The sequence below is a fragment of the Paraburkholderia flagellata genome, assembly GCF_021390645.1.
In the GTDB taxonomy this organism is placed as follows: domain Bacteria; phylum Pseudomonadota; class Gammaproteobacteria; order Burkholderiales; family Burkholderiaceae; genus Paraburkholderia; species Paraburkholderia flagellata.
Genome location: NZ_JAJEJT010000002.1, coordinates 573,667 through 589,233 on the forward strand (window position 1 = coordinate 573,667; position 15,567 = coordinate 589,233).

Sequence of the window (15,567 nt, forward strand, 5' to 3'; positions counted from 1 at the left end):
ATTACTTTCCCGACGAATTCAAGGTAGACCTTCCGACGGTGGGAAGGTCAAGCGTTTTGCGTCAGGTCAAATAAAAATTTAGGCGACTCTTGACCTCCTCATGGCGCGGAATGCCCATTTGGATGCCATCACGGCAATTGCCGGTGGTGGCGGTGGTTCTCGTGGACCTGCCTATCCACATTCTTCCGGCGCCTCAAAAATCGGGCACATTTCGGTCAATGCGGCACCGGCGGTCGCGACTCAGGCTGATGTCAACTCCGTCGCCGACGCAAGTTCTGCCACCGGCAAAACCCGGGCACAGGTAAAGGCCGAATTGCTGCAGGCCGAAGAAAGTGGCTTCCTGCCAATCTACAAGAACAACTATCCGCCCAGCAGCGAGACGATCGCCCGTAACCGCATGCACTTCCCGCCGCTCGAGCACGCGTGGCGATCGGAAGGCAAGGTCGTCGAGGCGGCTCGGTAAGGAAGGACTGTGACGACCAGCGTTGGTTGCGGGCGTCGGTCAGAACCGTTTCAACTCAGGGAACGGATTCGCTGTGTGCGCGGGCGCAGTTCCTCTTTGTACCGCCATGTATCTGCCGGGCGCGTTGATACATGCGCTCGCAAAAACCGTCCTTCATGGAAACGAGCGAGATACATCCGCGCGTTTCACTACATCAACACCGAACCTGCTTTGCGTTGAGGATCGTCGCCAATGGTTCGTGCGACCACATTGCCATCGCGGTGGTTGCCAGCGCTGGAAGGTCAGCGGGCGCCTGTATCAACGCCAATTCCTGGCCTTGCCCGCAGTTTTTTGCCATCCGTGCCCGTGCGCACATGGAGTGGCTCCCTCACTTGTTATGGAAAGCGATCATGAAAGTAACTGCCCGGCTTAACCGTTTCATCCTCGCAACCCTGCTCCTTTCCACCTCCGTCGCGGCCTTTGCCGACGGCGATAGTGGGATCAAACAGGGATTGCTGGACCGCAATTACCCGGCGTTAGCCGCCACCAAAGTTGAAGACGCGGCAGCGCTGGTGAAGCAGGAAGCATCGTCGTTTTTGGTGAAGGTCTCGGCGCGTAGCGCGCTGACCGTGGAAGGCACGCTGCCCCCGCTCGACGGCGCCGTGCAATGGCTCAATTCGCCCCCGCTCAGTGCTGACGATCTGCGCAGCAAGGTCGTGATCGTGGACTTCTGGACCTACTCGTGCATCAATTCCCTGCGCATGCTGCCGTACCTGAAGGCATGGGCCGACAAGTACCGCGCGGCGGGCCTCGTCGTGATCGGCGTGCACGCGCCCGAGTTCGGCTTTGAAAAGGACCCCGGAAACGTGCGCCACGCAGTGAGCGACCTGAAGATCGACTACCCGGTCGCGATCGACACCGACCACGCGATCTGGAATGCGTTCGATAACGACTCCTGGCCGGCCAATTACTTCATCGATGCACGAGGCCGCATTCGCTATCACCAGTTCGGCGAGGGTAACTACGCGGAATCCGAGCAGGTCATCCGCGAGCTGCTGACCGAGGCGGGTGCGAAGAACCTGCCGGGCGGGTTCGTTGCCGATACCGGCAAGGGTGCCGAAGCGCCGCCTGCATTCGGCGATTTGCAGTCGCCGGAAACCTACCTCGGGTACGCACGCGCGCAGGGATTCGCGTCGGCGGCCGATCCGGTCCTCAACCAACCGCACCTCTACGCGGGTGGTGCGCGGAAGCTGAATCAGTGGGCGCTCGGGGGGACGTGGACGCTCCGCGCCGAGCATACCGACCTCAATCGCGCGGGCGGCGACATCGTCTACCGGTTTCATGCACGCGACCTGCACCTGGTGCTCGGCCCATCGGCGGATGGCCGACCAGTGAGGTTTCGCGTGACCGTCGATGGCGCAGCGCCTGGCCCGAACCACGGTGCAGACACCGATGCCGACGGCAACGGCGTGGTGACCGGCCATCGGCTCTATCAGTTAGTTCGTCAGCAGGGCCCAATTGTGGACCGTACGTTCGAGATCCACTTTCTCGATCCGGGCGTGCAGGCGTATGCGTTCACGTTTGGCTAAGCGGCCCATTTGCCAGTCTGGATAGGGAGAGAACTGTCATGCGTCACCATTGGGAGGTCAAATGGCTGGTTCTTGGGGGGAACCGACGCCTGAAGGTCTGGACGACGGTACTAGCGAATGTGGCCTCATGGCTGCACACGGTCCGATGGTGAGCCGCCGACAGATGTTGTCGTCGAGCGGGATGCATCCATCAATAGTCGACCCCGTTGCGGACACTAGCATCAGTGGCCGCTCATCAGCGTTGTACGGTCAGTGGGGCGAAAGAAGGCTCATACGCGATGCACTCCAGTTGTACCAAGCACAGGAGCCGATCCCGTCAGCGGCAACATTGGAACACGCGTAAGCCGGAAAGCGCAGGTGCGTTCCACGAGCTCACATGCAAATACGACTGTGGGCCTGAAGCCACGCAAGCCGCCTAAGGACGCGTGATTCGCCCGGGGTCAGCTGACACTGCAAATGCGTCGGCCGTGTCCCGGGCGGCTGCCGATATCTGCGGCAACAGTCTCCTGAGTTCTTCCAGTGCCATTAGCCGTTCGCCGGGTGGCAAGATTGGCCCTTGGCGATAGAGTTCCAGCGCACGCTCAATGAGCACTTGGAGGCGTGCGGCTGAAGGGCCAATGCCACCAGCAATTTTCGACATGTCGGAAGTCATGACGCTCCTCGCGGTCCCACGTTGAGCACTACATTTCCGGTATTATCGAAGTATTGCGTCTCTGGCCGTAACTTGTCCAACGGAAAATGTCACCGACCCTCACGACCGACGTTTGCGTTATCGGAGGCGGCCAGTCTGCGCTGGCCGTCGCCTATTTCCTGCGCCGCGCCTCTATCGGTTACGCCATTCTCGACGACCAGCCGGCGCCGGGCGGTGCCTGGCAGCATACCTGGGACTCGTTGCGCCTGTTCTCGCCAGCTCAGTGGAGTTCGCTTCCTGGCTGGCTGATGCCACCGGACACGGAAGAATACCCGTCACGCGAGCACGTAATCCGCTACCTCGCGGAGTACGAACGTCGATACCAGGTCCCCGTGCATCGCGCCGTCCGCGTTTCCTCGGTCGCGCGCTCAGACGCCGGACTTCTGGTTGAAAGCAGTCAAGGCACATGGCTCGCCCAGGCGGTCGTCAGCGCTACAGGCACGTGGGGGAACCCCTATATCCCGGAGTACCCGGGGCAGAGCTTTCACGGCAAGCAGATACATTCCGCGAACTATAGGAACGCCGATGACCTGCGTGGGAAGAACGTACTCGTCGTCGGCGGTGGGAACTCAGGCGCACAGATACTGGCCGAGGTGTCGCAAGTCTGTAACGTCGCATGGGTTACCCTGGAAGAACCGCTGTTCCTGCCGGATGAAGTCGACGGCCGTGTTCTCTTCGAACGGGCGACGGCCAGATGGAAAGCGCGCAGCGAGGGGAAACCGGACCCCGCGCCTGTCGGTGGGCTTGGTGATGTCGTCATGGTCCAGAGCGTCAAGGAAGCTAGAGCCCGAGGTGTGCTCCACACGGTACGGCCTTTTTCACGCTTTGAGACCGATGGAGTCGTATGGTCGGACGGAGCGTTTTCACCCGTTGACTTCGTCATCTGGTGCACCGGATTTCGTCCTGCCCTCGACCACCTCGATGCACTCGGCGTGCGCGAGAGCAATGGTCTAGTGGCGACCAACGGAACCCGGGCAACTCAGGAGCCGCGCCTCTGGCTGGTCGGCTACGGAGAGTGGACCGGCTTCGCTTCGGCGACGCTCATTGGCGTCATGCGTAGCGCGCGCGACACAGCCAACCAGATTGCGGAATATCTCAACTCAATTCGAGAACGGAGTAGCTCATGAACGTAACCATCTACCACAACCCCGATTGTGGGACATCGCGCAATACGCTGGCGATGATTCGAAACGCAGGCATCGAACCCACCATCATCGAATACCTCAAGAATCCACCGTCACGCGACGAACTCGCTGAGCTGATTCAGAAGTCGGGACTGTCAGTGCGTGAAGTCGTGCGGCAGAAGGGAACGCCATACGCGGAACTCGGACTGGACGACCCGAGTGTTACGGATGACCAGTTGCTCGACGCCATGATCGAACATCCTATCCTCATTAATCGACCTCTCGTCGTGACGCCGCTAGGGGTGCGACTGTGCCGTCCGTCCGAAGTGGTGCTCGATATTCTTCCGGCACAGCAGAAAGGGGCGTTCACGAAGGAGGATGGTGAGGTCGTCGTCGACAGCGAAGGCAAACGCGTCAGCAAGTCCTGATTCCATTCGGGCGCACCCTATTGCGTGGGTGCGCCAGCGAGGACCCAAGTCAGCACGACTTGCAGGTCCGCATCGCTGATACCAGGATTGGGCGGCATGGCAACAGGTCCCCATGCACCGGCCCCGCCGCCTTTCACCTTTTTCATGAGAGCCGCCATCGCATCGGCGTCGCCTTTGTATTTGTGGGCGACGTCGCGATACGCTGGTCCGACCACCTTGTGGTCGACTGCGTGGCAACTGAGGCACATGTGCTGACCGGCGATAGCCTGCGCCTTTGCGGCGTCTATGCCTGCGAAGGCCGGAACGGCTGAAGACAGCGCAAGACCGGCGAATAACAAGCGCTTCATTGAGATTTTCCCTTGGGTGGGCGGATAAAAAAACCGCCCGTCAACAACGGGCGGCTCAAGGAGGAGTTAAACGAATCGGCGGCTCTTGAAGCTTACGGTCCGCGTGTAGTCTTCCATGCTGCCGACCCTACGCACATTGGCCCAGGTCCCCTTGTAGTAAGGGATGATGTTGCGGTCGGTCCAGTCAGTTGTGACGTCCCCCTGGATACCGTTGAAGTATCCGAAATTCATGAACGTCTGGTTCTGCTTGATTTCCTTCGCCGGATAGGCCATCGCGTACGTGGACCCGAAATCGTTGTAGACCTCAACGATGTCTCCGGGTGTTATCCCAAGCTCCTTCGCATCGTCGGGGTTTATCTCGAGATACGCCATCGGATAACGCGAGCGAACGAAATCGTTGTATTGGTCGTGGTAGGCCGTTTGCCAGATTTCATTGTTCCGGCCATTGTTTATCCAGAAGCGGTACTTGTCCTTCTGCTGCGCAACGGTCTTCGGAAGACCATTCCAGGGCGCAGGCTTGAACTGCGCCTTCCCGTCGGGTGTATCAAACTTCGAGTCGGTGTAAAGCATTTCCGTGCCTACGAGCTTGCCATCCGTATATGACTGCACCGGAAGCTGGACGCCGTTGTTGCCCGCCACGCGCAGACGCTCGTACGTAGCGAGGTTACCTGTCGGACCGCCCTGACTGTCTATCTTGGGGACGCCCGGCTGACCCACCTGCCTGAACCCGTCGTTAAAGGCGTCTTCTTCCGTTTTCCAGTCGAAGCCGTCGAAGCGCGCTGCCATCTTCGAATTGCCTTCTTTTTGATACATGGCCTTCAACGCGTTGGCCATGCGCGCTGCAATCAGCGCGTCCGGCATCGCACTACCCGGTGGGTCCATGAACTTCTGCGACAGACGCATCCGACGCTCACCATTCATCGAGGTCAGATTGGTTTCACCGGGGTGCGCACCGGGCAGCATGAGGTGCGCAGCTTCAGCCAATTTTGTTGGATACAGGTTGACCGAGGCGACAAACAGACCACCATTGCTCGTCGCGTCGAAGATGGCATCGACCAATTGTTCGTCGTTCGCGCCCCTCGCTTTCTGCATCGCTTCCTTCACGATTTGGGAGCGCTTTAGCACCGCCTCACGCAACGCTTCCGCATTGTTGCTCGTCTGGAAGTTGTTGCAGGCCCACCAGGTCATGACACGACCCTTGCCATGAATGAGTTCCTGGTCGATGTAAATCTTCGTGTTGCCCGGATAGGGTGGTCTTGTGTAACCTTCCTGGTGGCCGCCCATGCGAACCACGCCAGTTCCGCGACGCCCAACGTTGTGCGTCGCGAGTACAAGGTCTACGAGCGCGGACTGAATCAGGTAATTGTCGTTGCCCCAGATGATGCCTTTCTCGTAGGCGTGCATGGTTCGGGGTGACTGCCCGGACGCCTTGGGTTTGTAAGCCCATTCCGCTGCGGTGCGCAGCTTCTCGACGGGGACTCCGGTCACCTTGCTCGTCTCCTCGAGCGTCATGTGATTCGTTTTCACCGCGTCGTCGAAGCCATTCGTGTGCTGGCTGATGAAGTCGCGGTCAATCCAGCCTTGCGAAACGACGTATGTGAAAAGACCATCGAAGAGCGCGACATCGGTGCCCGGCTGGATATCAAGATGGAGAACGTTGCCAGCACTCGCGACCTGCTCGGCAACTGCGATAGTCGGTGTCCGGCGCGGGTCGACGAAAATGATTCTCGTGACGGGCGTGGCTTCTCCGGGGAAGTGCTGCTTCTTCTTGTTGCTGGTCGCTCCCTGGAGGTTGGGGACCCAGTGATTCAGGAAGTAGTTCGTCTGCGTCTCATACGCATTGTTGCCAATCGCCATGATGACGTCAGCAAGCTCCGCGTCTTCGTACGAATTGTTCAATTCGCCGATGCCCATCTCGCGCGTGGCGTGGCACTCGGAGTTATAAGCAGGCCGATTGTGGATGCGCACCATCGGCGTCTGGAGCGCCGTGAACATGAGCTTGCCCGTCGCCCAGGTGTTTTCGAATCCGCCGCCGGCACCACCGTGGTCGAACGCGGAAAACACGATGCCGTTTGGACCGTCCTTGTCGAGCGTCCGCTTGAGTAGCCCCGCGTAAATCTTCATCGCGCGGTCCCAGTCAGTATCGACCCACTGGTCACCCACATACAGGCGAGGATTGAGTAGCCGTTCGTGTGTCACGCCGTTCGCGTTGTACATGTACGTGGCCATCTTCCCGCCACGCGTCGAACTGAGCCCGCTATTCACGACACACTGCTTGTCCGGAACAATCATGATGTTGTGGCGCGTGCCATCCGCGTCAGTCACCACGTTTGTCATTGCGGGCGTCAGCGTCACCGCAAGTGGCGGGAGCTGTTTGCGGTAGTCGAGCCCCAGCGCATTCTCATTGGGTGCACGCCCACCCTCGGTTCCTTCCGGCCATTTGAACACGTGGTATCCGCATCCAACGATGCAGAAGTGGCAGGTCATGTTTGTGCGTTGCGCGCCAACGGGTGGCAGCGTGATACGGTCGCCCTTGTTGTCCATGGTCTCCTCCGTTACAGCACGTTTGCCTGACGGCCGTACAACATGCCTTCAATGCCGGTCGCGGTGATACGTCCGCTCTTTTCGTCATAGGAAAGCAGAATGCGGGGCAGGTTTTCGGTCGCCTGGCCGGCAATCATCTGCCCACCCTTTTCAGCGTCGAACATGCTGTAGTGGCACCCGCACTTGAATATGTTCGTACCAGCGTCAAACGCGACGGGACATCCCATGTGCGTGCACATCATGCTGAAGGCGACGATGTCGCGGTTCGGTCCAACGCCTCCCGGGGCTGCGTTCCCGAGCTTGACCGCCACACACGGCGAAGCAGCGTCGGGATAGCTGAATTGCAGTGGCGCGCCTTGTGTGAGCTGTCCGACTACGGCGACAGCTTTTCGCGGATAAGGCAAAACCGTGTGACTCGTGTCTGGTGTTGCGGTTGGCGCGGCAGATACCGGATGAGAAATCGCGGCAGCCGTTGCCGCTACGCTTCCTCCGCTTAGCTTGAGGAACGTGCGGCGGGATATGGTGTTGTTGGACATGCCAGCTCCTTTAAGCCTGTTTGGGCGGTTGGTTCTATCGGAGCAGCAAACGCAACCTCCATGCCACAGGGGGTATAACCCCGCGTGGCGCGGCACAGAATGATTCGACTACACTGGAGATGTAGTTATAAGTTCCGGGTTGGTAACGGACTGAGGGGACCAGACAATGTCGGGGTTACCGTTTAGTAACACGCGACGAACACTTGTTCACGCGGTCGGCGCTGGATTGGCGCTTGCCGCGTGCGCTTCGGCGCGCCATGCGCTTGCTGTACCGCAGCAGAAGTTGCTGTTCGGAACCACAGCCGTCTTTCTCGACAATCAAGTGCGGCTTCTGTCGAAGTGGCGTGCGTATCTCGAATCACGCCTTGAACAGGAGGTTCACTTCGTTCAACGAGGAAGCTACGGCGAAATCACGGAGTTACTGCTCGCGGACCAGATAGATATCGCCTGGGTTTGCGGCTATCCCTACGTCACTCACGCTGACCGGATGAAACTGCTTGCCGTGCCGCAGTACCTGGGCAAGCCGCTTTATCAGTCGTATCTCATCGTTCCGAAATCTGACGAAGCGGTCACGACTATCACTGAGTTGAGGGGGCAGGTGTTCGCATACAGCGACCCGCAATCCAACTCAGGCTATCTTGTGCCCCGCACGGAACTCATACGAAATGGCATCGACCCCAGGCGATTCTTCAGCAAGGCTTTCTTCACATTTGCACACAGGAAGGTAGTAGAAGCCGTTTCCTCCGGGCTCGCATCTGCAGGCGAAATCGATGGCTACGTTTACGACACGATGGTGAAGCAGCTACCGGATTCAGTGTCGAACGTGAAGGTAGCCTGGAAGTCACCACAGTACGGGTTTCCGCCGCTCGTGGCGCGCAAGAGTATCTCAATCGAGACATTTGCTCGCGCTCAGCTTTGCCTGCTATCCATGACTGAGGATAAAGACGGAAGGGAGTTGCTTCACTATTTAAATCTCGACCGGTTCGTCATTGGCGATGACCACCTGTTCGATGGTATTCGGGGCCTCGTCAGAATCTCTGACACGATGCCGACGTGAGACGAAGATGCTGGAAAACGTCAGCTACCGCTACAAGATTCCCCTCGCGCTCACGCTGTCAATCCTTCTGACCGAGTGTGTGGTAACTGCCGTGCTTCTTGGTCTCGCGCTTGCTGACGCGAGGCGAAACGTTGTAGACGGAGCGAGGAGTCTCGCAAACGCTACGGCGATTGCTGTTCGCGAATCCATTGTTCAAGACGACCTCTTTCGAGTCTTTGAATTTATCCGCACGCCGGTCGCAACCAAGCAGCCTGATGACCCGCTCAAGGCCGTTATCGTATTCGACGCCAATGGACAGGTTTACGCGGCAAGTAACCCCCATCGCTACGCGACGTTGACCCATGCCGCAACCATGACTCACCCAATCGCCATGGCGGTCGCTTCGACGAAGGCGAAGCCGCTAGATTTTTACTTTCGGTACCCCGGCGTCTTCAGTAGCGAGGATATCGTGGGGGCGCAGGCTGTTCTGGCAGAGGACGACAGTCCACTTGGCTTTGTTGTCGTGACCTACGACACGGGCACGCTGCGTAGCGGCCTCGCCACTTTGTTCGTCCGCATGGTCGCGCTCAACGTGGTTGGCTTCCTCCTGATACTTCCGCTGAGCTGGCTCTGGGGAGCACGGATAGCTCGGCCACTACACCGGCTTGCGATAGCACTTGGACGTGTTCATACGACCGAGCCTGAGATTCTCAAGAGCGAGGTTCACGCTCGCGGGAAGGACGAAATCGGCCGCCTGTCATCAAGCTTCAGGGACATGCTGGACGAGCTTGCTGAGAAGCGTGAACTTGAGCGCGAAATGGTTGTATCGGAGCGCCTTGCAGCAGTGGGGCGCGTCGCCGCCGGCATCGCTCACGAAATCAACAACCCGCTCGGCGGACTGATAAATGCGGTCGACACTCTGGTCACGCACGGTCAACCTGACGGACTCACGCAACGTACGCTCGCATTGCTGGAACGGGGCCTCGCCCAGATTCGTGCAACTGTTGGGGCGCTGCTGTTTGAAGCTCGACTTGACTCGCCGCAAACAGCGCCTTCCGACTGGGACGACCTGAGACTTCTCGTACAACCGCAAGTCATCGCGAAACGGGTCACCTTCGAGTGGGACGTCCCCACCGAGCGTATCAATCTTCCATCGCATCTGGTCCGCCAACTCGTCCTCAATCTGCTTCTCAACGCATTGAAGGCAGTCGCGCAGGATGGCCACGTCGCGTGTCACGCTGTCATGAATTCTCCGACACTTCGCATCCGGGTGTTGAATACGGGAGAGCAGATACCCGAAGAGATGATTGCCCATCTCTTCGAACCATACTGGCCAAACCAGAATCCGCGTGGCGTGCGCTCATATGGAATTGGATTGTGGGTGAGCTATCAGATAGTCACACAGCTTGGCGGAACGATAAGCGTATCAAGCGAGGCAGCGGAGACAACCTTCGAGGTTGCCTTGCCGTTGCCCGGCGGAGAGCAGCCATGAGCGAACCGAGAATCTGCCTCGTAGAAGATGACCCAATCATGGGCGAATCCATGGTGGAACGATTCCAGCTTGAGGGGTTCAGCGTCGATTGGCATACCGCAGGTACGACTGCGCTGGAAGCGATACCGAGAAACCACTACGCCGTCGTCGTAAGCGATGTCCGACTTCCTGACCTGGCCGGAGACGATTTGTATTCCCGCTTGGTGACGACGATGTCCAACGTCCCACCGTTTGTACTGGTGACCGCGTATGCGTCGGTCGACCGCGCCGTTGAAATGCTCAAGGCAGGAGTCTCCGACTACATTACCAAGCCCTTCGATATCAGCAGCCTGATTCAGAAGATACAGACGCTTGCGGCGAACTCCATCCCTGATGAGGCGATGCCCGCACACGGGCCGCTCGGCGTTTCGGCAACGATGCGCAAGCTCGCTGACGTCGTGCCGCGCGTTGCCAGTCGTGCATCGTCCATCCTGATTAACGGTGAGTCCGGTGCTGGCAAGGAGGTGCTCGCCAGGTATGTTCACGACATCGCAAGCGATGGGCACGTTGAGCCGTTCGTCGCCGTCAACTGCGGAGCAATCCCCGAGACCCTGATGGAATCGGAGTTCTTCGGCTATGAAAAGGGCGCGTTCACCGGCGCTGACAGGCAAAAGAGAGGACTCTTCGAACAGGCACACGGAGGGACATTGTTCCTCGATGAAATCGGGGACTTGCCTTTAAGCATGCAGGTCAAACTGCTTCGCGTACTGCAGGAAAAGCATGTTCGGAGAGTGGGGGGCGAGCACGTCGTTGTATGCAATTTTCGTCTCGTGTGCGCGACCCATGTCGACATCCATAGTCTTGTCGAACAGAAGCGCTTTCGCGAGGACCTTTTCTATCGCCTCAATGTGGTCACGCTGCGCGTACCGCCGTTGCGCGAACGACCCGATGACATTCTCTGGATTGCTCGCAAGTTCCTCGCGTCGTATGCCTCGACCAACGGCGAACCAGTCAAGGAGCTTCATCCTGCAACGGAGGCCGCCTTGATTGCGTTTCGTTGGCCAGGCAACGTCAGGGAGTTGCGCAACCGGCTGGAGAGGGCTTGCCTGCTGGCCAGTGCGCGCGTGCTTATTCCATCCGACGTGTTCCCCGAAGCTGCGCTGTCGGAAGATGAAGCTGATGAAGTCCAGGAGGGGCCGCCGCTTTCGCTCTATCTTCAACGCTGCGAGACCCTCTACATTCGTGGTGCACTTCTCGCGCATGGCGGACGGATTAGCGAAACCGCTTCGGCGTTGGGTATCTCGAGGAAGAGCTTGTGGGAGCGGATGCGTCGGTACCAGATTGCAGGCGACGAGTCACCCGAACTTGCATCGAAATGAAAACAGGCCGCCGGAGCGACCTGTTGAACGCGATCACGACGCGCGTTGATACCACCGTCGAGACCCGTTGACGACCTTGACCACCGCGAGCATCACCGGTACTTCAATGAGAACGCCAACGACCGTCGCGAGAGCCGCGCCGGACTTGAGTCCGAACAGGCTAATCGCCGTTGCAACTGCCAGCTCAAAGAAGTTCGAAGCACCAATCAGGCAGGACGGTGCAGCGACGTCATGAGAGACGCCGAGCTTCCGGTTGGCAAGATAAGCAAGCGAAGAATTGATGATGACCTGAATCAGGATAGGCACTGCAAGCAGCACGATGACGAGGGGCTGCGCGATGATTTGCTCGCCCTGGAACGCGAACAGGAGCACCAGCGTCAAAAGCAGCGCGGTTATCGAGAACGGGCCAATCTTTGCCAGTGCGCGCTGGAAGTTCAGTTCTCCCTTTGCGAGCAGCATCTTGCGCAGGAGCTGCGCGATGATGACCGGGATGACGATGTAGAGCACCACAGAGGTGAGCAGCGTATCCCAGGGCACTGTAATGTTCGAGATGCCAAGCAACAGGCCAACGATAGGCGCGAATGCAAAGACCATAATCAGGTCGTTCAGCGCTACCTGCGAAAGCGTGAAGTACGGGTCACCTTTCGTGAGCTGGCTCCACACGAACACCATCGCCGTACACGGTGCCGCTGCGAGCAGAATCAAGCCCGCGACGTAGCTGTCCAGCTGGTCAGCCGGGAGCATGGCGGCGAAGGCATGGCGTATGAACAGCCATGCGAGGAAGGCCATCGTGAAGGGCTTTACCGCCCAGTTGATGACCAGCGTGACTCCAATACCTTTCAGCTGGTTACGCACCTTGCCCAGCGAGGCAAAGTCGATGCGCAACAGCATCGGGATAATCATGACCCAGATAAGGACGCCGACCGGGATGTTGACGTGGGCGAATTCGAGTCCAGACACCGAATGAACGGTACCGGGCAGCAGCTTGCCAAGGACAATACCCGCGACAATGCAGAGCGCGACCCAGACCGACAGGTATCGTTCGAAGAAACCGATTCTGCCCGCCTGGCGTTCAGCTGGCTTTCCGACGGTTTGGCTATCCGACATCGTTACTCTCCCTTCTCGCGCAGCTCTGTGCCGATACTTTGCATCTCCTGCTGAACAGCAATGCGGTCGAGCTTTTCGAATGGCAGATTGACGAAGAGTTCGATGCGCTTGCGCAACTGGATGTATGCCTCCAGAAAAGCGTGGCGCTTCTCTTCGTCACTACCTTCTACCCTCGAAGGGTCGGGTACGCCCCAGTGAGCCTTTGCCGGATGACCTGGCCAAATCGGGCAAACCTCCCCGGCGGCATCGTCGCAAACCGTGAAGATGAAGTCGATATGCGGTGCACCGTCCTGCGCAAACTCGTCCCAGCTCTTGCTGCGCAGACCCTCGGTCGCGACGTGCTGGGAACGCAGCAGCTCGATTGCGTACGGGTTGGGAGCCGAGCCTGGGTGGCTGCCAGCGCTATAGGCGACGAATCGGTCGCCGGCAAGCGCGTTGAGCGCGCCCTCAGCGAGAATCGAGCGCGCCGAGTTATGCGTGCACAGGAAAAGGACGTTGTACTTGCGATGTTCGGTCACGAAAATTCTCCGTTCTATGGGCGTGGCCATTTTTAAATCGACATCTCCAATATAATCGAAATGTCGTAGCGTCACAAGTTCAGGACCGGAATGATGCGCCCATTGCGCGGGCCGTTGGCCAGCGTCACAGAAAATTCACAATGAACGCCTTGTCACCTGTTTGTCACGAACTATACTTACTCTCCCGACAGTCGTAACGTATCTAGAGTTATCGAAATAACGTTTGCGCTATCGAGGATGACCGTGATGAACAGACTATTCGTGCGACGTTTGGCGGTTGCGTTGGCCATCGGAGGTTCCGTTGTTGTCGCCCACGCCACCGAAATCACCGGAGCGGGCTCAACATTCGTGTACCCCGTTCTGTCCAAGTGGTCTTCGGACTACAACCAGGCATCCGGCAACAAGGTCAACTATCAATCTATTGGCTCTGGCGGTGGCATCGCCCAAATCAAGGCCGCCACTGTGGACTTCGGCGCGACCGACATGCCGCTGTCCGTCGCCGAGCTCAAGAACAGGTACATGGGCCAATTCCCGTCAGTCATTGGCGGCGTCGTTCCCGTTGTGAATATCGATGGCGTCGCGCCAGGAAAACTGCGCTTCACTGGCCCCCTGCTCGCCGACATCTATCTCGGGAAAATTACGAAGTGGAACGACCCGGCAGTTGTAAAAATCAACCCGGACCTGAAGCTACCTGACGCCAACATCACCGTGGTCCATCGTTCAGATGGGTCGGGTACTACCTTCAACTGGGTGAACTATCTCTCGAAAGTTAGCCCCGAGTGGAAAGACAAAGTCGGTGAAGGCACTTCCGTCTCCTGGCCAGTGGGTGTAGGAGGCAAGGGCAATGAAGGCGTTGCGGCTTATGTGGGCCGCCTGAAAAACTCTCTCGGCTACGTCGAGTACGCGTACGTTCTCCAGAACAAGTTGACCTACGCGGCCGTGCAGAACAAGGCGGGCAACTTCATCGAACCCAGTGCGAAATCGTTCCAGGCCGCTGCTGCGACTGCCGACTGGAGCAAGGCTGAGGATTTCGACCTCGTCATGACTGACGCGAGTGGCCCCGATTCCTACCCCATCACGGCGACGACATTCATCGTGATGTACAAGCTGCCGAAGAACGCGGCCCAGTCGAAGGCGACTCTGGACTTCTTCAGGTGGGCGCTGGAGAAGGGGCAGGCACAGGCCCAGTCGCTAGACTATGTGCCGTTGCCCGACGCATTGGTCAAGCAAATCGAATCTTACTGGTCGAAGAACTTCAAGTTCTGAAGTCCGGGAATTCGACGCGATACATAACTACGATTTTGTGTGGCCGGCTCAGGAGACGCGATGCCGACAACTGCCGACGAACTGGCAACGGATGTGCCGGACGCGCGCAAGGGTTCCTTGCCTGCGACGGAGCTGACATTCAGAAGTCGCAGGCGCTGGTTACCTGATGCGACAGCGGACCGCCTGTTCCGGTTGGCGGCCGCTGCAGCAGCGATATCTGTACTTGTTCTGCTGTCCGGGGCTGCATTGTCAATGATGTGGGGCGGCCGGCTCGCCTTCATGACGTTCGGTTGGCATTTTCTGGTCAGCCCGGACTGGAACGCTGTCACTCACAGGTTCGGCGCACTGATTCCGATCTACGGGACGCTCGTCAGCTCGCTCCTCGCTCTCGTCATTGCGGTACCCGTCAGCTTCGGCATCGCAATGTTCCTCACTGAAATCGCGCCACGCTGGATGAAGGGCGCAGTCGGCACGGCGGTGGAGTTGCTCGCAGCTATCCCGAGCATTATTTACGGCATGTGGGGCTTGTTCGTCCTCGCGCCTGTTCTCGCCGACTACGTTGAGCCGTGGCTCATCAATGCGTTCGGCAACGCTCCGCTGATTGGCCGCCTGTTCTCGGGTGCGCCTATTGGCCTCGGCATGCTTCCGGCAGGCCTGATTCTCGGCATCATGGTTATTCCCTTTATCACGGCTGTAACGCGGGACGTCTTCTCGGCGACGCCGCAGATACTGAAGGAGTCGGCGTTCGCGCTCGGGGCGACTCGCTGGGAGGTTATGCGAAAGGTTGTCCTCCCTTATACGAGGTCAGCGGTCATAGGGGCGATTTTCCTCGGGCTCGGCCGCGCGCTGGGGGAAACGATGGCGGTCACGTTCGTACTTGGGAATTCACATGACTTCAGCGTCTCGTTGCTCGACCCGAGCAATTCCATAGCGGCAACACTTGCCAACGAATTCACCGAAGCGGACTCACCCATCTACCTTTCCTCGCTTATCGCATTGGGTTTCGTTCTGTTCGTGGTTACTTCCATCGTGCTGGCGTTCGCGAAACTGCTGCTATTGCGCCTCAGGCGCCTTGAGGGGGCACAGTGA

14 protein-coding genes are annotated in these 15,567 nt (G+C 58.6%); 9 read left to right on the top strand and 5 right to left on the bottom strand.

Annotated features, from left to right (window positions below; all coding sequences use genetic code 11):
- The first annotated feature begins 118 nt into the window (after nucleotides 1-118).
- The 4 genes from L0U83_RS16995 to arsC all read left to right on the top strand — a co-directional run bounded on the left by L0U83_RS16995 (nucleotide 119) and on the right by arsC (nucleotide 4,274).
- Nucleotides 119-463 carry a DUF4148 domain-containing protein gene (locus L0U83_RS16995; RefSeq protein WP_233884871.1) on the top strand — a complete coding sequence of 115 codons (345 nt, stop codon included), beginning with the start codon at nucleotides 119-121 and terminating at the stop codon, nucleotides 461-463.
- 131 nt (nucleotides 464-594) lie between these two features.
- Nucleotides 595-2,031, top strand: a complete 1,437-nt coding sequence (locus tag L0U83_RS17000; protein ID WP_233884872.1) for a thioredoxin family protein — start codon at nucleotides 595-597, stop codon at nucleotides 2,029-2,031.
- A 738-nt stretch (nucleotides 2,032-2,769) separates the two neighbouring features.
- Nucleotides 2,770-3,849 (top strand): ArsO family NAD(P)H-dependent flavin-containing monooxygenase, encoded by a 1,080-nt coding sequence (locus tag L0U83_RS17005; protein WP_233884873.1) that lies wholly within the window; start codon nucleotides 2,770-2,772, stop codon nucleotides 3,847-3,849.
- Entirely contained in the window at nucleotides 3,846-4,274 is a 429-nt protein-coding gene (gene arsC, locus L0U83_RS17010) for an arsenate reductase (glutaredoxin) (protein WP_233884874.1), read from the top strand. Before L0U83_RS17005 ends, arsC begins: the two co-directional genes overlap by 4 nt.
- A 17-nt stretch (nucleotides 4,275-4,291) precedes the next feature.
- Here arsC and L0U83_RS17015 read toward each other — a convergent pair whose 3' ends face one another.
- The 3 genes from L0U83_RS17015 to L0U83_RS17025 all read right to left on the bottom strand — a co-directional run bounded on the left by L0U83_RS17015 (nucleotide 4,292) and on the right by L0U83_RS17025 (nucleotide 7,701).
- The gene (locus L0U83_RS17015; protein WP_233884875.1) at nucleotides 4,292-4,621 is read right to left on the bottom strand and encodes a c-type cytochrome; all 330 of its coding nucleotides are present in this window, start codon (nucleotides 4,619-4,621) and stop codon (nucleotides 4,292-4,294) included.
- Between the two features lie 66 nt (nucleotides 4,622-4,687).
- Nucleotides 4,688-7,165, bottom strand: coding sequence for an arsenate reductase (azurin) large subunit (locus L0U83_RS17020; RefSeq protein ID WP_233884877.1), 2,478 nt, complete (start codon nucleotides 7,163-7,165; stop codon nucleotides 4,688-4,690).
- An 11-nt stretch (nucleotides 7,166-7,176) separates the two neighbouring features.
- Nucleotides 7,177-7,701 carry an arsenate reductase (azurin) small subunit gene (locus tag L0U83_RS17025; RefSeq protein ID WP_233884879.1) on the bottom strand — a complete coding sequence of 175 codons (525 nt, stop codon included), beginning with the start codon at nucleotides 7,699-7,701 and terminating at the stop codon, nucleotides 7,177-7,179.
- 166 nt (nucleotides 7,702-7,867) lie between these two features.
- On the opposite strand from L0U83_RS17025, the gene L0U83_RS17030 reads away from it, so the two are divergent.
- Genes L0U83_RS17030 through L0U83_RS17040 form a run of 3 tightly spaced genes read left to right on the top strand, consistent with a single transcriptional unit; the run spans nucleotide 7,868 to nucleotide 11,587 of the window.
- Complete coding sequence (locus tag L0U83_RS17030) at nucleotides 7,868-8,758, top strand: substrate-binding domain-containing protein (protein WP_233884883.1); 891 nt, start codon at nucleotides 7,868-7,870, stop codon at nucleotides 8,756-8,758.
- A gap of 7 nt (nucleotides 8,759-8,765) precedes the next feature.
- Nucleotides 8,766-10,229, top strand: coding sequence for a HAMP domain-containing sensor histidine kinase (locus tag L0U83_RS17035; protein WP_233884886.1), 1,464 nt, complete (start codon nucleotides 8,766-8,768; stop codon nucleotides 10,227-10,229).
- Nucleotides 10,226-11,587 carry a sigma-54-dependent transcriptional regulator gene (locus tag L0U83_RS17040; protein WP_233884888.1) on the top strand — a complete coding sequence of 454 codons (1,362 nt, stop codon included), beginning with the start codon at nucleotides 10,226-10,228 and terminating at the stop codon, nucleotides 11,585-11,587. The genes L0U83_RS17035 and L0U83_RS17040 overlap by 4 nt, the downstream gene beginning before the upstream one ends.
- A gap of 33 nt (nucleotides 11,588-11,620) precedes the next feature.
- Here L0U83_RS17040 and arsB read toward each other — a convergent pair whose 3' ends face one another.
- Together arsB and L0U83_RS17050 are read right to left on the bottom strand one after the other, a co-directional pair.
- Nucleotides 11,621-12,694, bottom strand: coding sequence for an ACR3 family arsenite efflux transporter (arsB, locus tag L0U83_RS17045; RefSeq protein ID WP_233884891.1), 1,074 nt, complete (start codon nucleotides 12,692-12,694; stop codon nucleotides 11,621-11,623).
- A gap of 2 nt (nucleotides 12,695-12,696) precedes the next feature.
- The gene (locus tag L0U83_RS17050; RefSeq protein ID WP_233847971.1) at nucleotides 12,697-13,212 is read right to left on the bottom strand and encodes an arsenate reductase ArsC; all 516 of its coding nucleotides are present in this window, start codon (nucleotides 13,210-13,212) and stop codon (nucleotides 12,697-12,699) included.
- A 246-nt stretch (nucleotides 13,213-13,458) separates the two neighbouring features.
- Between L0U83_RS17050 and pstS the strand changes: the two genes are divergently transcribed.
- Nucleotides 13,459-14,478, top strand: coding sequence for a phosphate ABC transporter substrate-binding protein PstS (gene pstS / locus L0U83_RS17055; RefSeq protein ID WP_267939375.1), 1,020 nt, complete (start codon nucleotides 13,459-13,461; stop codon nucleotides 14,476-14,478).
- 60 nt (nucleotides 14,479-14,538) lie between these two features.
- Nucleotides 14,539-15,567 carry a phosphate ABC transporter permease subunit PstC gene (pstC, locus tag L0U83_RS17060; protein WP_233884897.1) on the top strand — a complete coding sequence of 343 codons (1,029 nt, stop codon included), beginning with the start codon at nucleotides 14,539-14,541 and terminating at the stop codon, nucleotides 15,565-15,567.